The sequence below is a fragment of the Stenotrophomonas sp. STEN013 genome (assembly GCF_056760355.1).
On the sequence record NZ_JBRREO010000002.1, the window covers coordinates 435,471 to 454,711 of the forward strand.

The 19,241-nt window shown below is 67.3% G+C and carries 21 protein-coding genes; 10 read left to right on the plus strand and 11 right to left on the minus strand.

What is annotated here, in order from left to right:
* Nucleotides 1-81 precede the first annotated feature (81 nt).
* The gene (locus ACVOMH_RS06200; RefSeq protein ID WP_481523346.1) at nucleotides 82-330 is read right to left on the minus strand and encodes a hypothetical protein; all 249 of its coding nucleotides are present in this window, start codon (nucleotides 328-330) and stop codon (nucleotides 82-84) included.
* Nucleotides 331-721: 391 nt separating this feature from the next.
* Between ACVOMH_RS06200 and ACVOMH_RS06205 the strand changes: the two genes are divergently transcribed.
* Nucleotides 722-1,606: an acyltransferase gene (locus ACVOMH_RS06205; RefSeq protein WP_481551384.1), complete on the plus strand. Its 885-nt coding sequence runs from the start codon at nucleotides 722-724 to the stop codon at nucleotides 1,604-1,606.
* A 63-nt stretch (nucleotides 1,607-1,669) separates the two neighbouring features.
* On the opposite strand, the gene ACVOMH_RS06210 is transcribed toward ACVOMH_RS06205, so the two are convergent.
* Nucleotides 1,670-2,041 (minus strand): glycine zipper 2TM domain-containing protein, encoded by a 372-nt coding sequence (locus ACVOMH_RS06210; protein WP_481551385.1) that lies wholly within the window; start codon nucleotides 2,039-2,041, stop codon nucleotides 1,670-1,672.
* Nucleotides 2,042-2,224: 183 nt separating this feature from the next.
* On the opposite strand from ACVOMH_RS06210, the gene ACVOMH_RS06215 reads away from it, so the two are divergent.
* The gene (locus tag ACVOMH_RS06215; RefSeq protein WP_481551386.1) at nucleotides 2,225-3,148 is read left to right on the plus strand and encodes a M14 family metallopeptidase; all 924 of its coding nucleotides are present in this window, start codon (nucleotides 2,225-2,227) and stop codon (nucleotides 3,146-3,148) included.
* Between the two features lie 93 nt (nucleotides 3,149-3,241).
* On the opposite strand, the gene ACVOMH_RS06220 is transcribed toward ACVOMH_RS06215, so the two are convergent.
* Nucleotides 3,242-4,147: a LysR family transcriptional regulator ArgP gene (locus ACVOMH_RS06220; protein WP_057506141.1), complete on the minus strand. Its 906-nt coding sequence runs from the start codon at nucleotides 4,145-4,147 to the stop codon at nucleotides 3,242-3,244.
* 136 nt (nucleotides 4,148-4,283) lie between these two features.
* Here ACVOMH_RS06220 and ACVOMH_RS06225 point away from each other — a divergent pair, with 136 nt between their 5' ends.
* Entirely contained in the window at nucleotides 4,284-4,919 is a 636-nt protein-coding gene (locus ACVOMH_RS06225; protein WP_481523351.1) for a LysE/ArgO family amino acid transporter, read from the plus strand.
* Between the two features lie 42 nt (nucleotides 4,920-4,961).
* Here ACVOMH_RS06225 and ACVOMH_RS06230 read toward each other — a convergent pair whose 3' ends face one another.
* Nucleotides 4,962-5,756: a carboxylesterase family protein gene (locus ACVOMH_RS06230; RefSeq protein ID WP_481523352.1), complete on the minus strand. Its 795-nt coding sequence runs from the start codon at nucleotides 5,754-5,756 to the stop codon at nucleotides 4,962-4,964.
* Between the two features lie 125 nt (nucleotides 5,757-5,881).
* Between ACVOMH_RS06230 and ACVOMH_RS06235 the strand changes: the two genes are divergently transcribed.
* The 3 genes from ACVOMH_RS06235 (at nucleotide 5,882) to ACVOMH_RS06245 (ending at nucleotide 8,644) form a co-directional block, all read left to right on the plus strand.
* Nucleotides 5,882-7,090: an MFS transporter gene (locus tag ACVOMH_RS06235; protein WP_481551387.1), complete on the plus strand. Its 1,209-nt coding sequence runs from the start codon at nucleotides 5,882-5,884 to the stop codon at nucleotides 7,088-7,090.
* 69 nt (nucleotides 7,091-7,159) lie between these two features.
* Nucleotides 7,160-7,447 carry a hypothetical protein gene (locus ACVOMH_RS06240; protein WP_481523354.1) on the plus strand — a complete coding sequence of 96 codons (288 nt, stop codon included), beginning with the start codon at nucleotides 7,160-7,162 and terminating at the stop codon, nucleotides 7,445-7,447.
* A 135-nt stretch (nucleotides 7,448-7,582) separates the two neighbouring features.
* Nucleotides 7,583-8,644: an HDOD domain-containing protein gene (locus ACVOMH_RS06245; protein ID WP_481551581.1), complete on the plus strand. Its 1,062-nt coding sequence runs from the start codon at nucleotides 7,583-7,585 to the stop codon at nucleotides 8,642-8,644.
* Here the strand turns inward: ACVOMH_RS06245 and ACVOMH_RS06250 are convergent.
* Nucleotides 8,641-10,218 (minus strand): phospholipase D family protein, encoded by a 1,578-nt coding sequence (locus ACVOMH_RS06250; protein ID WP_481551388.1) that lies wholly within the window; start codon nucleotides 10,216-10,218, stop codon nucleotides 8,641-8,643. The two genes, ACVOMH_RS06245 and ACVOMH_RS06250, sit on opposite strands and share 4 nt — an antisense overlap.
* Nucleotides 10,219-10,341: 123 nt before the next feature.
* On the opposite strand from ACVOMH_RS06250, the gene sstT reads away from it, so the two are divergent.
* Nucleotides 10,342-11,550: a serine/threonine transporter SstT gene (sstT, locus tag ACVOMH_RS06255; protein ID WP_481551389.1), complete on the plus strand. Its 1,209-nt coding sequence runs from the start codon at nucleotides 10,342-10,344 to the stop codon at nucleotides 11,548-11,550.
* Nucleotides 11,551-11,708: 158 nt separating this feature from the next.
* Here sstT and ACVOMH_RS06260 read toward each other — a convergent pair whose 3' ends face one another.
* Together ACVOMH_RS06260 and ACVOMH_RS06265 are read right to left on the minus strand one after the other, a co-directional pair.
* Nucleotides 11,709-12,419: an rRNA pseudouridine synthase gene (locus ACVOMH_RS06260; protein WP_057506136.1), complete on the minus strand. Its 711-nt coding sequence runs from the start codon at nucleotides 12,417-12,419 to the stop codon at nucleotides 11,709-11,711.
* A 66-nt stretch (nucleotides 12,420-12,485) separates the two neighbouring features.
* Nucleotides 12,486-12,983 (minus strand): M48 metallopeptidase family protein, encoded by a 498-nt coding sequence (locus tag ACVOMH_RS06265; RefSeq protein ID WP_481523357.1) that lies wholly within the window; start codon nucleotides 12,981-12,983, stop codon nucleotides 12,486-12,488.
* A gap of 72 nt (nucleotides 12,984-13,055) precedes the next feature.
* On the opposite strand from ACVOMH_RS06265, the gene ACVOMH_RS06270 reads away from it, so the two are divergent.
* Together ACVOMH_RS06270 and ACVOMH_RS06275 are read left to right on the plus strand one after the other, a co-directional pair.
* Nucleotides 13,056-13,610: a DUF2058 domain-containing protein gene (locus ACVOMH_RS06270; protein ID WP_481523358.1), complete on the plus strand. Its 555-nt coding sequence runs from the start codon at nucleotides 13,056-13,058 to the stop codon at nucleotides 13,608-13,610.
* A gap of 82 nt (nucleotides 13,611-13,692) precedes the next feature.
* Nucleotides 13,693-13,956 carry a DksA/TraR family C4-type zinc finger protein gene (locus ACVOMH_RS06275; protein WP_054658794.1) on the plus strand — a complete coding sequence of 88 codons (264 nt, stop codon included), beginning with the start codon at nucleotides 13,693-13,695 and terminating at the stop codon, nucleotides 13,954-13,956.
* Nucleotides 13,957-13,974: 18 nt separating this feature from the next.
* Here the strand turns inward: ACVOMH_RS06275 and ACVOMH_RS06280 are convergent, their stop codons facing one another.
* The 3 genes from ACVOMH_RS06280 to ACVOMH_RS06290 form a co-directional block, all read right to left on the minus strand.
* Complete coding sequence (locus tag ACVOMH_RS06280; RefSeq protein ID WP_481551390.1) at nucleotides 13,975-15,231, minus strand: sugar transporter; 1,257 nt, start codon at nucleotides 15,229-15,231, stop codon at nucleotides 13,975-13,977.
* Between the two features lie 135 nt (nucleotides 15,232-15,366).
* Nucleotides 15,367-15,948 carry a mechanosensitive ion channel family protein gene (locus ACVOMH_RS06285; RefSeq protein WP_057506133.1) on the minus strand — a complete coding sequence of 194 codons (582 nt, stop codon included), beginning with the start codon at nucleotides 15,946-15,948 and terminating at the stop codon, nucleotides 15,367-15,369.
* Nucleotides 15,949-16,081: 133 nt separating this feature from the next.
* Nucleotides 16,082-17,440, minus strand: a complete 1,359-nt coding sequence (locus tag ACVOMH_RS06290; RefSeq protein ID WP_481551391.1) for an Hsp70 family protein — start codon at nucleotides 17,438-17,440, stop codon at nucleotides 16,082-16,084.
* A 107-nt stretch (nucleotides 17,441-17,547) separates the two neighbouring features.
* Between ACVOMH_RS06290 and ACVOMH_RS06295 the strand changes: the two genes are divergently transcribed.
* Nucleotides 17,548-17,880: a zinc ribbon domain-containing protein YjdM gene (locus ACVOMH_RS06295; protein ID WP_054658790.1), complete on the plus strand. Its 333-nt coding sequence runs from the start codon at nucleotides 17,548-17,550 to the stop codon at nucleotides 17,878-17,880.
* 9 nt (nucleotides 17,881-17,889) lie between these two features.
* Here the strand turns inward: ACVOMH_RS06295 and ACVOMH_RS06300 are convergent, their stop codons facing one another.
* Nucleotides 17,890-18,984, minus strand: a complete 1,095-nt coding sequence (locus ACVOMH_RS06300; RefSeq protein WP_481551392.1) for a tetratricopeptide repeat protein — start codon at nucleotides 18,982-18,984, stop codon at nucleotides 17,890-17,892.
* Nucleotides 18,985-19,241 lie beyond the last annotated feature (257 nt).

The window sequence follows — 19,241 nt, forward strand, 5'->3', positions numbered from 1 at the left end:
CGTCCACCAACGAAGAAGGCCCCGCAATGCGGGGCCTTCCGGAGACGGGGCGCGAGGATGCCGCGCCCTGTGCTGGCGACGTTACGCCTTGGCCGCCTCGGGGGCGGCGGCCTTCTTGCGCTCGGTGTTGCCCTTGGAGCGGAAGGCGGTGACGTTCACGCGCATCGGCGTGTTGCCCAGCACCTCGACCTTGCCACCTTGCTTGCGGAATGCGGCCAGGTCCGAGGCGATGCTTTCGCTGGTGATATCGAAGCTCATGCTCTTGCTGGCACTGGCCTGCTTCAACTTCGAGGACGTGCTGCTGCGGGGGGTTGTAGCCTTGCGGGGCATCGGATTTCCTTCTGTCGATTCGCCGTTGGCAGGCGCATTGCCGCCCGGCGGAACGGCAACGCTGCCGCTGACGGCGTTGTTGCCACGATCGTGACTTCCCGTGGAGGTGGCGCGGAATGAGCGCCGGTACGCCCCCGGTAGTGGGGTGCGCGAAGGAGGGCGGGGAAGCGCGGACATCCTGCACAACCGTCGCTGAACTTGATGTTATTTCGCCCGGAATCCGCAAAAGCCGATGTGATAGGGCGGCGGTGCGTCTGCTGCCGCGGGCCGGGCACCGTTGCCGGGCCTCAAGCGCCCGCCCGCATCTACCCCTTTGGTCGGACAGGGTAACGGTGGTGGTTTTGCTACCCTGTGGCACTTTCCTGATTTTCGGGGTTGCCCCGGTGCTCTTATGAAGTGGCTGCGCGTTGCTCCCATCCTGTTGCTGATCACCCTCAATACGCTGGCCCATTGCCTGCCGCTGTTCGTGGTGGCGCTGGTCAAGGCGGTATTGCCGTTCGAGCGGGTGCGTCTGGCCTGCAATCCGTTGCTGACCGGTCTGGCCGAGAGCTGGGTGGCGGTCAACAGCGCGATGCTGGCGCTGTTCACCCGCACCCGTTTCAGCGTGGAAGGCCAGGCCGACCTGCAGCGTGACGGGCACTACCTGGTGCTGGCCAACCACCAGAGCTGGGTGGACATCGTGGTGCTGCAGAAGGTGTTCAACCGTCGCATTCCGCTGCTGCGCTTTTTCCTGAAGCGTTCGCTGTTCTGGGTGCCGGTGCTGGGCCTGGCCTGGTGGGCGCTGGATTTCCCGTTCATGGGCCGCTACACGCGCAAGCAGATCGTCAGGAACCCGGAGCTGGGCCGTCGCGATATGGAAGTCACCCGCAAGGCCTGCGAGAAGTTCCAGAGCATTCCGGTGGCGGTGATGAACTTCGTCGAGGGCACGCGTTTCACTGCTGAAAAGCATGCCACGCAGTCCTCGCCGTTCCAGCACCTGCTCAAGCCCAAGTCCGGCGGGGTGGCCTTCGTGCTCGATGCGATGGGCAAGGGGCTGAACGCGTTGCTGGATGTCACCATCGTCTATCCCAAGGGCATCCCGTCGATGATGGATCTGATGAGCAACCGGGTTCCGGAGATCAAGGTGCTGATCCGCCAGCATCCGATTCCGGCCGAGCTGATCGGCGGCAACTACCAGGACGACCGCACCTTCCGTGCGCAGTTCCAGCAATGGATGAACGGCCTGTGGCTGCAGAAGGATGTCGACATCAGCGCGTTGCTGGCCACCAGGAACTGAGCGGTGTGATGTCGCATTGCAAAGGCCCCGCGAGGGGCCTTTGTTGTTTCCGGTAACGGGAGGTCAGCGATAGATCCGTTCGCAGCGGGTTTGCACCACGCGCTGGCCGTTGCGCTCCTGGTTGCGGCCCTGCACGTTGCGGCCGACCAGACCGCCGGCCACTGCGCCGCCGACGGTGGCGAGCTTGCGGCCATTGCCCTTGCCGACCTGGTTGCCGAGCAGGCCACCGATCACCGCGCCGGTGGCGGTGCCGGCGACGCGGTTCTGGTCGCGGGCGTTGTTGGCCACTTCCACGTCGTGGCAGACCACACGGCTGCCATCGTCGAAGCGGCGGCCTTCATCGCGCGGGCCATAGGTCTGTGCGTGCGCGCCACTGGCGACCAGCATGCCCGCAGCGAGCAGCGTCGCTGCCAGCGGGAAGGAAACAATGCGCATAAGAGGCTCCTTGGCGTATTGGAAACAGCGTGTTGCAGCCTGCCTGTGCAGGCCGAAACGGAAAATGAAACGGCGCGATCGCGGTTGCGTTGCGGTTCATGCAAACGCCCATGCCCGGCATGAACCGGCGCGTGGCTTGGGTGTAGAGTTCGGCACTGTCTTCGACCTTTGACGAGTGTGTGTATGAATACCGCTGCCGCTTTCTATCCCGTGGGCACGCCCGGCCAGCCGTGGGGCGCGCCGGAAAGGGCGCAGTGGCTGGCGCGGCAGACCGTGCAGCGCAGCTTCGCCGCGGAAGTGGTGAGCAAGATCGACGCGCTGCGCAAGCGCTTTGATGTGTCGCAGTACGGGGAGCTGGACTATCCGTCCGGTCGCTATCCGCTGTTTGCGATCCGCAGCCGCAACTGGGACGAGGCGTTGCCGGTGATGCTGGTGACCGGGGGTGTGCACGGCTATGAGACCAGCGGCGTGCAGGGCGCACTGCAGTTCGTGGACCAGCATGCGGCCGACTACGCCGGTCGCTGCAATCTGCTCATCGCGCCGTGCGTGAGCCCGTGGGGTTATGAGCGCATCCAGCGCTGGAACGCGATGGCGCTGGACCCGAACCGTTCGTTCGTGCCCGATAGCCCAGCGCAGGAATCGGCCGCACTGATGGCGCTGGTGGCGCCGCTGCAGGGCCGCTTCCTGGTGCATATCGATCTGCATGAGACCACCGACAGTGACGAATCCGAATTCCGTCCGGCGCTGGCCGCGCGCGACGGCAAGCCGTTCGAACCGGGCGAGATTCCCGATGGTTTCTATCTGTGCGCTGATTCGCTCAACCCGCAGCCGGCATTCCAGCAGGCGGTCAATGCCGAAGTGGCCAAGGTGACGCATATCGCCCCGGCCGATGCGCAGGGACAGATCATCGGCTCGCCGGTGGTGGCGCCGGGCGTCATCGAGTATCCGCTCAAGGCGCTGGGACTGTGCGCCAGCATCACCGATGCCCGCTACACCACCACCACCGAGGTCTACCCGGACAGCCCCAAGGCCACGCCGCAGCAATGCGATCTGGCACAGGTGGCGGCAGTGCGCGGGGCACTGGACTACGCGCTGGCCCATCGCTGAGTGCGGGGCCCGCGAGGCGGAGCCGGCCCATCCGGGTGAACCGGGTGGGCTTTCTGCTGGATTGCAGGCGTGCCGGTGAGGGCGCGCAAGGCGTTACCTGCGCTTGCGCACCAGCATCGCCGAAGCCTGCAGGATGGCGCGGGTCAGCAGCGCCATCGAGTTCACCTCGCCCTTCCAGTGCTGCCAGTACAGCGGCACGTCCTCCCACGCGCGGGCTTTGACGTAGACCAGCCGGCCGCTTTCCAGATGGCGGCGCACCAGCGGCAGCGGATTCATGGTCCAGCCCAGTCCGCCGAGGTTGGCATGGACGAAGGCGCGGGTGGAGGGAATCCACCAGGTGGGCGCATCGAGCGGGTGGTCGACGCCGGCCAGACGCCGCGCGTAGCGGGCCTGCATGTCGTCCTTGCGGTTGAATACCAGCACCGGCGCCTGCGCCAGCGACTGGGCGTTCACGCCCTTGGCGAAATGGCGGGCGTGGAATTCCGGGGTGCAGGTGGCGGCATAGCGGATGCTGCCCAGCGCGTGGATCTGGCAGCCCTGCACCGGTTCGGACAGGGTGGTCACCGCGCCGAGCACCGCGCCCTGGCGGAGCAGGGCCACGGTGTGGTCCTGGTCTTCGGTGTGCAGATCCAGCGTGGTGGAGGTGTGCTGCGAGAAGGTCTGCACCGCCTCGGGAAACCAGGTTTCCATGCTGTCGTGGTTGACCGCCACGGCGATGCTGGCGCGCGGCAGTTCGTTGTCGGAGATGCCGATGCGCTCGAAGGCATCGCGTTCGAGCAGGGCGGTCTGCTCGGCCAGCTGCACCAGGATCTGTCCTTCGGCGGTGGCCACGGTCGGGCTGGAGCGCTTGACCAGCAGCTTGCCGACCCGGTCCTCCAGCGCCTTGATCCGCTGCGATACCGCCGAGGCGGTGACATTGAGCGACAGTGCGGCGCGCTCGAAACTGCCTTCGCGGATCACCGCGGCCAAGGCCCGCAGCTGGGCGTGATCGATGCGCATCGATTAAGTTCCGCTAAAGATGGTTAACGAAGTTTAGCTCCACTTTTTGATGCTGCATTGCGACAATTGCGTCGTTCAGTCGTGGCGGTGATTCCCCCCGCTGCGGCGCTCCCCCTCGCAACAAGGCAGTTTCCCCATGTTTTCGGTTATCTCCACCCAGGCTGCCGGCAGCGCCTGGCTCAGTGGCGCCGGTATCGGTATCGGTCTGTTTGCCATCGTCGGCGCGCAGAGCGCCTTCATCCTGCGCCAGGGCATCATGCGTCAGCACGTGGTCCCGATCATCGCCACCTGCTTCGCCATCGACGCCAGTTTCATCTTCGCCAGCGTCGCCGGGCTGCGCACGCTCACCGCCCAGCTGCCGTGGCTGACCACGGTCCTGCTGTGGGGCGGCGTGGCGTTCCTGGCTTGGTATGCGCTGCAATCGGCACGCCGCGCGCTCAGCGGGGGCGGCGGCATGCAGCTGGACGATGACGCCGAGCAGTCGCTGCGCACCGCGCTGATGGCGGCGGCGGGTTTTTCGATCATCAATCCGCACTTCTGGTTGGACATGATGGTCATCGGCTCGATCGCCGACAATTTCGGCAACAACCGCATGGCCTTCGCCGCCGGTGTGGTGACCGCCAGCGCGGCCTGGCTGACCATGCAGGGACTGGGCGCGCGCCTGCTGGCGCCGCTGTTCACCAAGCCCTCCACCTGGCGCGTGCTTGACGGCACGATCGCGGTGATCCTGAGCGTGCTGGCGCTGACCCTGGCGATCCGCGGCGTCGGCTGAGCCGCGCATCGCGCCGGTGAGCCGGCACGGCGCGCGCGCCGCTCAGGGACGCCGCTGCTGGAACAGCCACGCCCACATCGCCGGATCGCGGTAGGTCGGATCCCAGGCGTTGTGGCCGACACCGGGCAGTTCGGTGTAGCGCAGGTCGGCGCCGACCCGCTGTGCGGCCTGCGCGATCAGGCGCGCATCGGTCGGTGGCACCACGGTGTCATCGGCGCCGTGGAACATCCACACCGGTACCCCGCGCAGCCGTGTGGCCACGGCGGTGTAGGGATCGGTCTCATCGGCCACCTGATCCACCCGCAGTGTGGTGCGTCCGATGCGCGGGGCGGTGATCGCCGCACACACCGGCACCAGCGCGGCGAAGCGCTGGGGCTGCATCAAGGCCAGTTCCCAGGTGCCGTAGCCGCCCATCGACATGCCGGTGAGATAGGTGCGCTGCGGATCGGCGTGGAACTCGGTACTGGCCGCATCCAGCGCGGCCAGCGCCATGCGCGCGTTGCGGCCCAGCCACTCCTCGTCCTTGGGCACCTGCGGCAGTACCACCAGCGCCGGGAAGCTGTCGGCGTTCTTTTCCAGCCACGGGCCGAGCCCTGCCAGCAACTGGCGGCGGCCATCGTCGCCGCGCTCGCCCGAGCCATGCAGGAACAGCACGACCGGTGTACCGGACGGATCCTGGCGGGCCGGAACGAAGACCTGGTAGCGGAACAGGCGGCCTTCGAACGACAGCTCGCGCGCTTCGAAATGACCGCGGCCGGCGGCCGCCGTACTCGTGCGCGCAAGGGTGCAGGCGGTGGACATCAGCAGCATCGACAGCACGATCAGCAGGCGGGTCATGGGCGGCTCCAGCAGCGCGGTGGCGGCCAGCTTAAGCGCAGCGGCGGTGCGCCGTCATCGTTTCGGGCAGCCCGCGCAGGGCGTTCGGCGGCAGGTCATGCGCCGCTGGCTAGACTGGCTGCAATATGACCGAGCTCAAACCTGTCCTGTGGACGCCGGGTTTCCTGCTGGCGTGCCTGGCCAACTTCCTGATGGGCCTGTCGTTCTACGTGTTGATGCCGACGTTGCCGTTCCACCTGGTGGAGCAGCTGCAGATCGGTGAAGCGACGGTGGGCGGCATTCTTTCCAGCTATGTGATCGCCGCGCTGCTGGTGCGGCCGTTTTCCGGCTTCATCGTCGACCGTTTCAATGCCAAACATGCCTACCTGGCGGCGCTGGCCGGGTATGTGCTGCTCACGTCCGGCTATCTGCTGGCGCATACCGTCCTGGCCTTCGTGATCGTGCGGCTGGGCATCGGCGTGACCTTCGCGGTGCTCAGCACGGCGGCGGCGACCCAGGCGATCGACATCATTCCTTCGGTGCGCCGCGGGGAGGGCATCGGCTTTTTCGGTCTGATGAGCAGTCTGGCGATGGCGCTGGGGCCGATGGTGGGGCTGTGGCTGATGGACCACTATCCGTTCGAGCTGATCTTCAAGGTGTCCATCGGCGCCGGTATTGGCGGATTGCTGGTGGCCACCCGCGTGCGTTCGTCACGCAAGCAGCGCCGGGGCGCGGCAACGGTGCTGTCGCTGGACCGGTTCCTGCTGGTGCGGGGTCTGCCACTGGCGTTGAATCTGGCGGTGATCGGGCTGGGCTACGGCATGCTGCTGGCGTTCGCGGCGATCTATGGCAAGCAGCTGGGTGCGGCCAACACCGGGATCTTCTTCACCCTGATGGCGGTGGGAATGATGGTTTCGCGTGCGTTCTCCGGGCGACTGATCGACGGCGGCAACGTGGTGCGGGCCACCCATGGCGGCACCGCCGCGATTGTGGCCGGGCTGGGGATGATGGCCATGGCGCCGGGGCCGGGGCTGTATTACGCCGCCGGCGTGCTGGTCGGCTTCGGCTTTGGCGTGGTCTATCCGGCCTACCAGACGATGATGGTCAATCTGGGCGGGCATGCGCAGCGCGGTACCGCGGTGGCCACCTATTTCTCCGCGCTGGATGTCGGCATCGGGCTGGGCATGGTGGTGGCCGGGTTGATTGCCTCGCAGGTCGGCCTGGCCAGCGCGTTCGCCACCGGTGCGGTGCTGACCATCGGTGCGGGGCTGACATTCGCGCTGGTGCTGGTGCGCCGCGTTGTTCCCACCACCGCCACGCAAACACCGGTAACGACGGGCGCCAGCGAGCGTTGATGTGCCAGAATCGCCGGCGCCGGAAGCGGCGTATGGAAGCGCGGTATCTACACATCACAGGGGAAAACAATGAAAAAGCTTTTTGGCGTGGCACTGCTGTGCCTGTTGTCTGCATGTAGCCAGGGTTTGAACGGTACCTATGGCGATCAGATGGGGATCACCCGTTATGCCTTCCAGTCCAATGGCGAGGTGACGGTTGAAGCCATGGGCGTGTCACAGAAGATGAGCTATGAACGCGACGGCCAGTCGCTGAAAGTTCAGCTGCCGCAGGGCAATGCCCAATTGAACTTCACCATCAAGGAAGACGGTTCGCTGGAAGGGCCGATGGGCATCGTCCTGGAAAAGGTCGAAGAGTAAGCAACACCGCGTCACGCCGGCCCTGTCCGGGCCGGTTGCCTGGGCGCCGGGCATTGTTCGGCGCTCTGCTCAACTCGCTGCCGCCACGGCCGATATGGAGGGTGGGGTTCTGCACGGATGGCGCATACGTTGAACATGGTGATTCTGGCGGCCATCGCGGCTGCATTGGCAGTAGTTCTGATCGCGCGTCTGGCCGGAGGCCGGAAGCTGCCTGCGCGCTGGTCGTCGCGGCCACCTTCCGACACCGGCCCGCAGGCGTCATTGCCGCAGGTGCAACCCATTGCACTGAGCGCATTGCGCCAGCAGTTCCATGTGCTGGCACTCGGCCTGCCCGCGCTGCCCGAGGAAACGCCGGGGCCGGAACATCAGGCCCTGCTCACCGAGGTCAGCACCACGCTGGGCCGTGCGGACCTGTCGCCGCGCTATACGCCGCGCCGTCCACAACTGCTGCCCCAGCTGATCCAGAGCGTCAATGACAGCACCGCTTCGGCGCGTTCGATCAGCCGCATCATCGGCAGTGATCCGGTGCTGGCGGTCAATCTGCTGCGGATCGCCAACAGCCCGCTGTACCGCTTCCAGCGCCGCGAGGTGCAGAGCATCGAGCGGGCGGTGACGCTGGTGGGCAACGACGGCATCCGCCAGATCATCTCGGCGGCGTTGATCCAGCCGGTGATGAATTCCTCCGACCGTGACGGCGGCCGCTTCTCGCGGCTGTTGTGGGATCACACCCTGCGCATGTCGCTGGCCGCGGCCGACCATGCCCGCAGCATGGAGCGCGAGGACGGCTTCGCCGCGCAGCTGGCCGCGTTGCTGCGCGGGCTGAGTGTGGCGATGGTGGTGCAGGCCACCGCCGATGCCTACGCGCGGCGGCCGTTGCTGCAACCCTCGGCGGTTGTGCTGCTGCAGCTGATCGAGCGCTGTGCGGCCGAAACCGCCGCGCGCATCGCCCGGCACTGGGAGCTGGCGCCGGCCATCGTGCAGGCGCTGCAGGACAGCGACGGTGCCGGCAGTGGGTTGGGGCGCTCGCTGCAGCTGGGGGAGCTGGCCGCCTCGCTGTCGATGCTGTGCAATGCCGGGGCACTGCCGGCCGACGAGGCCGAGGCGCAACTGGCGCTGCAGCTGCCGGCGCATGTGGCCGGCTGGCTGTGGAAGCGGGTCAGTGCCGATGCCGCCGACGGCGCCGACAGCGCGGCCTAGAGCTGCGATTCCAGCGGCAGCCAGCTGATCAGGCGGGCGGTGGCCCGCTGCAGCAGCGAGGCGTCTGGTTCGGTGCCCAGCACCTCCGGCGGCGAGGACGCCCATTCCAGCCAGCGCAGGTCGTGCTGGCGATCCAGATAGACCCAGTAGCTCAAGGCCGGGCTGGCCAGACGCAGGTATTCGCTGCGCAGGCGCGCGGCCAGCACCGGATCGTCGAACACCGCGCCCATCTCGGTGTTGAGGTAGGCCGAGCGCGGGTCCAGGTTGAACGAGCCGACAAAGCCGCGCCGGTCATCGACCACGAACGCCTTGGTGTGCAGGCTGGCGCCGGAGCTGCCGAAGGTGGACGCCTTGTGGCGGTCCTGGGCCTTGAGTTCGTACAGGCGCACGCCGCCGGCCAGCAGCGGTTTGCGGTAGCGCATGTAGCCGCTGTGCACGGCGGCGACATCGTTGGCGGCCAGCGAATTGGTGACGATGCCGACCTGTACGCCGTGGGCGACCTGCGCGGTCAGGCCGGCGGTGCCGGCCTCGCCGGGGACGAAATACGGGGAAATCAGCAGCGCCTTGTGCCGCGCGCTGGCCAGTTCGCCGGTCAGCCGGGTGACCAGCCAGTCGCTGCGGTCGGCGCCGCGCAGCTTCTGCGGTGGATCGGAGTGGATCTGCACGCCATCGGTCCAGTGCAGCCCCAGTTGTGCGCCCAGGTAGGAATCGCTCAGGCGGGCGCGGACCCGCTGCAGATAGGGCCCGCTCTGGCGCTGGCGCGCTTCCTGCCCGGACTGGTTGATGAACCGGGCCAGGTCACGCTCGGATGTGCGGTGCAGGGCGGCGATCGGCACCACCATGTCGCTGTTCCAGAAACTGTCGAAGATCGTGCTGGCCTGAGCGGCTACCGGACCTGCCAGCAGCAGGTCCAGATCGCGGAAGTTCACATCGGGCTTGGCGTTGAAATACTCCGCGCCGATGTTGCGGCCGCCGACGATGGCCACACGGCCGTCGGCGATCCACGCCTTGTTGTGCATGCGGTGGTTGATGCTGAAGACCCGCTGCACCATTTCCACCAGCCGCCACAGGCCGTCCCGGTTGCGGAACGGGTTGTACAGGCGGATCTCGATATTGGGATGGGCATCGAGCGCCATCATCAGCGGGTCGAGCCCGACCGCGTTCATGTCATCGAGCAGCAGCCGTACCCGCACCCCGCGCTCGGCGGCGTCATAGACATCGCGCGCCAGCAGGTGGCCGACCATGTCGTCGTGCCACATGTAGTACTGCAGGTCCAGGCTGCGCCCGGCCTGACGGGTGATGATGGAGCGGGCGGCAAAGGCTTCCAGGCCATCGCTCAGGAATACCGTGCCGCTCTGCCCGGGATGGGCGGCGAGCAGCGGTTGCAGCTGGCGGTCCAGCAGGGTCTGCGCCGGCTGGACCGGCAGTGCGCTCGACGGCGCGCCGACCGCCTTGGGGGTGAGCCGGTCGCCCAGCAGCAGCCCGCTGATGACCAGCAGCACCAGGATGCCGAGCACATGGCCGGCCAGGCGCAGCAGGCGCCGGCGCAGCGGGCGGGGAGGCGGTGTGTGCATGGACACCATCCTAGCGGGGTTTACGGGGTTGCCGTCGCCGATCCTCCATCCATGACGTTAAGGGGATGCAGTGGCGGCCATCGCTGGGGGAGAATCGGCGTTTACCCTGTGCCGAGTCCTGCGATGACCGACCGTTCCTCCTCCTTCCGCGCGCCCAGTCTGGTGGTGCAGATCGTCATCGGTCTGGTGGCCGGCATCGTGTTGTCGATGCTCTGGCCGGCCGGAGCGAAGGCGGTCGGGCTGCTGGGGACGGTGTTCATCTCCGCGTTGAAGGCGGTGGCGCCGATCCTGGTGCTGGTGCTGGTGGCCGCGTCCATCGCCAACCACCGCCAGGGCCAGAAGACCCATATCCGCATGATCCTGCTGCTGTATGTGATCGGCACCCTGATCGCGGCGCTGGTGGGGGTGGCAGCCAGCTTCCTGTTCCCCAGCACGTTGCAGCTCGCGGCCGCGGCCGACGCCGGGCTGAGCGCGCCCGGTGGCATCGGCGAGGTGCTCAAGACGCTGCTGATGCAGGTGGTCGACAACCCGGTGCATGCGCTGCTCAATGCCAACTACATCGGCCTGCTGGCCTGGGCGGTGGGCCTGGGGCTGGCCTTGCGCCAGGCCAGCGCCGCCACCCGCACGCTGCTGGGCGAGCTGGCCGACGCCATCACCTGGCTGGTGCGGATGGTGATCAAGCTGGCGCCACTGGGCGTGTTCGGCATCGTCGCCTCGCTGCTGGCCGAGTCCGGGCTGGGCGCGCTGACCGACTACCTGCATCTGCTGGCCGTGCTGGTCGGCGCGATGCTGTTCATGGCCTTCATCGGCAACCCGCTGATCGTGGCGGTGGTGACCCGCCGCAATCCGTATCCGCTGGTGCTGCGCTGCCTGCGCGAGAGCGGCCTGACCGCGTTCTTCACCCGTTCCTCGGCGGCTAACATCCCCGTGAACATGGAGCTGTGCCGCAAGCTGGGGCTGCACGAGGAAACCTACTCGGTGGCGATCCCGCTGGGGGCGACGATCAACATGGCCGGCGCGGCGATCACCATCTCGGTGCTGACACTGGCCGCGGTGCATACACTGGGCATCGCCGTGGATCTTCCCACCGCGCTGCTGCTGAGCGTGCTGGCGGCGGTCGGTGCCTGCGGCGCGTCCGGGGTGCCGGGCGGCTCGCTGCTGCTGATTCCGCTGGCCTGCGGGCTGTTCGGCATTTCCAACGACGTGGCCATGCAGGTGGTGGCGGTGGGCTTCATCGTCGGCGTGGTGCAGGACTCGGCCGAAACCGCGTTGAACTCCTCCACCGACGTGGTGTTCGTGGCCGCGGCCGAACAGGCGCGCACGCGCCGCTGATGCGGCGATGCCGCGGGTGCGCCCGGTACCGGGCCGCGCGCCCTCTCATCGGGGGGATCGGTAGCCGGACGCCGGCGTTGCGACTGCCTTTCTGGTGGTGCCGGCGCGGCGGCTGCGATGCGGTTGCTGGGCCCGCCGCTGCTGCCGGCGACGCCGCCTCAGAAGCGTCGGGTCGCCGGGAGGTAGCGCCACTGGCCTTCGGGCATCTTGCTCAGGCCGATCTGGCCGATGCGCAGGCGGCGGATCTGTTCGGCCTTCAGCCCGACCTGGGCGCACATCCACGCCAGCTGGCCCGGTCGCACGTCCTTGATCGCAAGCCGCAGGCGCTGCTCGCTCTGCCAGCTGACCTTGCAGCCGGGCAGGCTGCGGTTCTGGTAGATCAGCCCCTGGGTCAGCTTGGGCATCGCCCACGGCGTCGGCTCGCCACTGACCTCCACCACGTATTCCTGTTCCAGGGTGTGCCCGGTTTCGAGCAGATGGCGGCGGATGCGCCAGTCTTGGGTGAACACGACCAGGCCGCTGGCGGCGTCATCCAGCGGCATCAGTGCCTCCAGACGCAGGAAATGACGGCGCAGCGGGCGGATGCCCGAGTAATCGCCCTCGAAGTGGTTGGCCTCGGTCAGTAGCGCCGGCAGGTCGGCGCTGCTGGCGCCGGCCGGTTTGTTGAGCAGCAAGGTCGCCGGTTCGGCGGCCTCGGCACTGGCTTCGCTGGCCACGGTGACGGTTTCCCCGGTCACCATCGTCTGCGGGGTTTCCACCACCACACCATCGACGCTGACCCAGCCGCCTTCGATGTACTGCTGGGCCTGCGCGCGCGAGCACTGCAGCAGCGCGCAGACGCGCTTGTCGAGACGGATCGGGGTGGTCATGGCGGCGGGAAGATCAACGACGGCCGGCGAGTGTAGCGCCGCAGGCCCCTCGCCGCGATGGCCGGCTCAGGCGCTCTCGTGTTCCAGCGCGGTCAGATACAGGCGCAGATCGAACTCGAACTGGTGGTAATCCGGCTCCATGTGCAGGCACAGCTGGTAGAAGGCCTTGTTGTGGTCGGCTTCCTTCATGTGCGCCAGCTCATGCACCACGATCATCCGCAGGAACTCGGCCGGGGCGTCGCGGAACACGCTGGCGATGCGGATTTCGCGGCTGGCCTTGAGCTTGCCGCCATGGTTGCGGGAAATGGTGGTGTGGGTGCCCAGCGCGTGCTTGATCACCTGCAGCTTGCCGTCGTAGAGCACCTTGCCCAGCGGCTGCGACTGGCGCAGGTGGCGGTCTTTGAGCGCCTGCACGTAGTCATAGAGCTGGCGGTCGTTGCGCACGGCATGGGGTTGCGCATAGCGCTTGCGCACGGCCTCGGCGAGCTTGCCGGCGTCCAGCAGCTCGCGGGCGCGCTGTTGCAGGTGCTCGGGATAGCCGTTCAGGTACTTCAGGGGGAGCATGGGGGCATCGGCAGTACATGGGGCAGGCCGGTATCATGGCAGGCCACAGCAACAGAACCGCGAATCACGAAGATGGCAAAGGCGAATCCGCTGCAGGAACAGCTGCTCAAGGCCGGGCTGGTCAAGAAATCCCAGGTGTCGCAGGTCGCGCGCGAGCAGGTCAAGGCGCGGCATGGCAAAGGCCCGGCGGCCCCCACCGAAAGCCAGCGTGAGGCCGAACGCGCCCGCGCCGAAAAGGCCGAGGCCGATCGCCTGCTGGCGGCCGAGCGCAATGCCCAGCGCCGTGCCGAGGAGCTGCGCGCGCAGGCCCGGCAGATCATCACCGACCGCAAGCTGCCGCGCGCCGGCGAGCAGGAATACCGTTTCAACGACGGCACGCTGATCCGCACGCTGCTGGTCGATGATGCGCAGCGCAAGCAGCTGTCCGCGGGTGCGCTGGTGATCGTCCGTCACGCCGACGGTTTTGCGTTGCTGCCGCGGGTGGCGGCGGAGAAGGTGCGTGAACGCGCGGCCGAACTGATCGTGCTCGACCACGGCCAGAGCGCGGATACCCCGGTGTCCACCGGCAATGCCGAGGATGACGCCTATTACGCGCAGTTCCAGGTACCCGACGATTTGATGTGGTGAGTCGCCGCGGCGGCGTTGTCCCGTCGTTCAAGCAACTGCGCTAGGCTGCGGTCACGTCATTTCCACTTCGGAGTTGGCAACCATGGCCACCGGTTGGGCGGGCGATACCGCCGTTCAGGATCAGATCGACGCGACGGTCGAAGACGCGATCAAGCGCGCCCGCAGCCGCCTGCCCAGCGGCCCCGGGCTGGAGCATTGCGAGGAATGTGACGCGCCGATTCCCGAGGCGCGCCGCAAGGCCGTGCCCGGCGTGCGGTTGTGTATCGCCTGCCAGCAGGCGCGGGACGAGGACGAAGCGTTCAGTGGCTACAACCGCCGCGGCAGCAAGGACAGCCAGCTGCGGTAGCCGCTGCCGGTGCAGGCCTCAGTGCTGCCCGGAGCGCAGCTGGAAGCTGCCCCGCCAGCGCAGCAGCGCGAACAGGCACCACAGCCAGCCGGCGCTGGCGATCAGCCCGCCGACCAGACCGATGTGCTGCATGCCCAGATGCAGGCTGACCTGGCTGCCGATCAACGCGCCGGCACCGATGCCGATGTTGAAGATGCCCGAAAACAGCGCCATCGCCACGTCGGTCGCATCCGAAGCCAGGTTCAGCACCTTGGACTGCATCGACAGCGCGAAGCTGATCATCGCCACACCCCAGATCGACACCAGCAGGTACAGCAGCCAGGCGTTGCCCAGGCCGGTGCGCAGCAGCAACAGGCAGGCGGCCAGGGTGCCGATCGCGGCCAGCAGGAAGCCGCGTGGCCAGCGCGTGCCGAAGCGGGCGAACAGCACGCTGCCGACAAAGCCCATGCCGCCAAACAGCAGCAGCACCAGCGTGGTGACATGCGCATCGAAGCCGCCGATGGCCTGTACGAACGGCTCGATATAGCTGTAGCCGGTGAACTGCGCCGAGATCACCACCATCACCAGCACGTACAGCGAAACCAGCGCCGGGCGTCGCAGCAGCAGCGGCAGGCTGCTGGCCGAGCCACTGTTCTGGCTGGGCAGGGCCGGCAGCAGGCGGGCCAGCACCAGCATCACCAGCAGCGCGACGCCACCGATGGCCAGGAAGGTGATGCGCCAGCCCAGCCATTCGCCGACGATGCGGCCCAGCGGAATACCCAGCACCATCGCCACCGAGGTGCCGGTGGCCAGCAGCCCCAGCGCCTGCGGACGCTTGCCTTCCGGCGCCACACGTACCGCCAGCGAGGCGGTGATCGACCAGAACACCGCATGCGCCAGGGCGATGCCGATACGGCTGGCCATCAGGACCGGATAACTCCAGGCCACGCCGGAGAGCACGTGGCTGGCGATGAACAGCGCGAACACACCCAGCAGCAGCCGGCGCCGGTCGAAGTTGCGGGTCAGCAGCATGCACGGCAGCGAGGTCAGTGCGACCACCCAGGCGTAGATCGTCAGCATCAGCCCGACCTGCTCGATCGGTTTGCCGAAGCTGCCGCCAATATCGCTCAGCAGCCCGACCGGGACGAATTCGCTGGTGTTGAACACGAATGCGGCCAGTGCCAGGGCGATGACGCTGAGCCAGCGCTGGCGGTCGCTGCGCGGGACGTGGAGCTGGGCAACGGCAAAAGCGTCGCCTGCCTGCGGGGCAGGGCAAGAGGAAACGGGGGAGGACATCGTTGACTGGAGCGGCGACCGGTGGGGACGGTCAGTGGCGGCAATTTTCGCACGGACGGGAGGCACGCGCGTGAACCGCGCCGGTGGTGGACGACCGGTGCAGACAGAAAGGCCGGCAATTGCCGGCCTTTTTCATCAACCATCCCCCTGGATCGGCGCTGGCAAGGCGTCGGTGCCCCGCCAGCGGCGCAGACCCCGCTGGAAGAACAGGCTGTTGGGGATCTGCATCAGCGTGCCCTCGACCGGGCCGCCGATCTCGGACAGGGTGGTATAGATCAGGTTGATGTCGGTGACCACCCCCTTCAGGCCGGGTTTTTCGCCGTTCTCCAGCAGTTCGATCTGGTCGCCCAGCCGGAACGGCCGGGTGGTGAAGATCAGGAACGTGCAGAAGATGTTGGACAGCACACTCCATGCGGCAAAGAACGCCACCGCGCCGACCGCGGCAAAACCGGTGAAGGCGGTCCACAGCACCGACGGGGCGACGCCGACCTGGTTGAGCAGGGCCAGCGCGGTGGCGGTCCAGATGACGAAGTTGGACAGTCGCCGGATCGCCAGCTCGATCGGCGCCGGCAAGGTGTAATGGCGGCCGAGGCGGGCCAGCAGGTGCCGGGTGAACAGACGAAACAGCCAGGCGACAAGCAGGATCAAGGCGATCATGAGCCCGGTGTTGATCGGTTCGAGCCACTGCTGCAGCGAGGGCGGGAGGTAGTGCTTCATCCGGGAAATCCTTGTGTTGCGTGACGCGCTGCCGTGGCTGCAACGCCACGGGAATACGTGATGCGATGAGGGCTGATTGTCGATGACCCCGGACCGGGCCGCCAGCACGGGACGCGGGTACCGCGCTGTTCGCCTAGCGCAGGGTTGCCGCCAGCGCCAGCCCCTGCACGACACCGAACGAGGGGTCGCCGTGGACCACGGTCGCACCCGGGAACGCCGCCGCAGCGGCGTGCTGGATGTAGCCGGCGCGTGACATGCCGCCGGTCAGGAACACCGCCGTCGGGTCGTGGCCGATGTCGGTGCGGACCTGCTGCAGCAGGGCGTCCAGTTCACCCAGATAGCCGCGCGCGGCGCTGGCCAGTTGCGGCGCATCGGTTTCCACGCTCAGCCCCGGTTCGATGAAATCCAGGGCGCTGGCATGGTGTGCCGCGCCACTGAGCGCGATCTTGCAGCGCTCCACCTCACGGTACAGGCGCGCGGTGTTGCCGGTGTCCTGCAATGCCTGCAGGCGAGGGCCGTAGGGCGCCTCCACCGCGTCGTAGTTGTGCTGGCGGAAATCGCGCTGGCGGGTCATGTCCTGCACCATCGCCGCTTCGACGTAATGATGGGTGGGTACCCGGGTGATGCCGCGGCCGAATAGCGGCATGTAGCCGGCCAGGCTCAGCGCCAGATCGATATCGGTACCGCCGCGGGCGATACCCCAGGCGCGATGGATCCGCGGGGCGGCATCGCCGCCGACACTGGCGTGGGCGATATCGGTGGTGCCGCCACCGACGTCCACGATCACCGCCTCATGCCGCTGCGCACTGACTGCGTGGTAGTGCATGGCCGCGGCGGCGGGTTCTTCGAGGAAATCGACCTCATCAAAGCCGGCCGCCAACGCAGCGCTGCGCAGGATCTCCAGCGCCTGGTCGTTGCCCGCCTCGCCGATCGAGCTGCGGAACTGCACCGGGCGGCCGAGCAGGGCGCTGCGCACATTCTGGCCGAGCTGCCGGGAGGCGGTCAGGCGGATGTGTTCGAGGATGTGGGTGGCGATGCCGGTGATGGTCTGCCGGGCGCGCGGATGCAGGTTGTAGCCGAGCATGGATTTGGGGCTCTGCACCAGATTGCCTTCGTTCTCCTCGAAGTAGGCTTCCAGCGCATCGTCGCCATAGAGCGCGTTCTGCAGCAGCGCGGTGGAGCTGCGCGGCTCGCGGATGCGTTCTTCCATCCACTGCCGGCGCACGACGCGGATCGCATCACTGCGCAGCTGCTCGAAACCGCGCTCGCGGCCGGCCGCGCGGGCATCGCGCCGGCCGGATTCGATCAGCTCATCGAGCTGCTGCTCCAGCTGGGGCGTCAGCTCGAAATTGTTGGGGTCGCGCATCACCTCGGGGAAATACACCGTGGTGCGGAACTGCTGGGCCTGGCCAAAGCTGACCGGCACGACCTTGCCGTCGATCAGCGCGGCGGCGGCGGAATTGCTGGTGCCGAAATCGATACCGAGTTTCATGAAGCGTGAAGGCTGGCGGACAAAACGGCCGCGCACTTTACTACGCGGCCGGCAGCACGGCGTGAGCGGCTACAATGAACGGTCTTTCATGTTGTCCGGGAGTCGCCATGTCCACCTCATCCTGCCCGCAGTGTTCGCTGGAAAATATCTATCAAGACGGCGCGCTGTGGATCTGCGCCGATTGCGGCCACGAATGGGTGCCGGGCGAAGCGGCTGCCAGCGCGCTGGTGGTGCGCGACAGCAACGGCAATGTGCTGGTGGCCGGTGACACCGTCACCGTGATCAAGGACCTGAAGGTCAAGGGCTCCTCGATTCCGCTCAAGCAGGGCACGGTCATCCGCAATATCCGTCTGGTCGAGGATGACGCCGAGCACATCGAAGGCAACTCGGAAAAGATCAAGGGACTGGTGCTGAAGACCTGCTTCCTGCGCAAGGCCTGAGCTGCCGTCTCAATGTGAGGGGCGCCGGGCCTGCAGCCGTCGCAGGCTGTCCAGCTTGGCCTGGTAGAGCGCGCGCTGCCGGTCGTTGTCGCCCAGCTGCCGCGCCCGTTCCATCTCGCGTTCGGCCAGCCGGTTGTCGCCACTGAGGAAATACGCGCGCGCCAGCCCAAAATGGAACTGGTGCGCGTTGTCGTACAGCTTCAGGGCGTTGCGGTAGTAGTGGATCGCCTGCGCATAGTCGCCGCTGCGCTCGGCCTGGGTGGCCTGCATGAACTGGTAGAACGGATCGCGTGCGCGGGCGCGGTCCAGCTTTTTCTGCAGGCGTGCGGCATGGGGAATGTCGCCGGTGCGCGTGTACAGCGCCACCGCATTGGACAACGCCGGTGCATGTTCGCCGTTGATCGCCAGCGCCGATTCCAGGTCACGGGCCGCGGCGGCGTTGTCGCCCACCCGCGATTCCAGTACGCCGAGGTTGTTCCAGGTGGCGACAAAGCGCGGGTCCATCTGCAACGCCGCATCGAAGTAGGCGCGCGCGGCGGGATAGTCGCCCGCAGCCAGATGCTCGACTCCCCGGTTGTTGTAGAAGTGCGCGATCGCACGCCGGTCAGAGATCGGGCGCGGACCGCGCCGGTCGTACAGCACGTTCTGGTCCAGATCCAGGGTGGCGTGGCGTCCGCCCACGCGCAGGCCGACATTCACATGGCCAGCGGTGAAGATCAGTCCCTGGTCCTGATACCACGACACCACCTGGCCGACCTCCTGCATCCGCGCATCCAGCCCTATCTCCCGCGCCAGCGCCACGAACAGCAGGGTGAAGGACAGGCAGTTGGCGCGCCGCTGCTGCCAGACCTCGGCCACGCTCAGCGTCGCCCCGGTGTCGTATTGAAGGGCCAGTCCCTCCGGCTGGAACACCAGTTCGACCAGCCGTTGCAGCCGCAGCTCCGGAGAGTGCGTGGTGTCGATCACCCGGGTCTGCAGCTGCGCGCGCAGCTCCGCCGGGATGGCCATCAGCTGGGTGGGCGTGGGGAGTTCGGGGGGCGCGGTGGCAGGGGCCGGCGACAGGCTCGAGCCGGCAAGCAGGATCAAGGCATTCCAACCGATCATGGCGATCACCCGGGGCTGCTGTTGCGCGACCAGTGTAGGCCTGTGAGAGGCGGGCCGGCGGGTTTTCACACAATCCACAACCGGTGTGGACCAGCCCTTGGCAAAGGTGTGGATAACCTCCGGCAGGCCTTGTGCCAGCTGCATTGCCGAAGGCTGGTCAAAAATTGATCAGGGGCGGGTCGGGGGCGGTGGGGTCTGCTAGTATCCGCGGCCCCAGACAGTATTGACCCGCCGCGAGGGCTCGGCCCGGGCCGGCA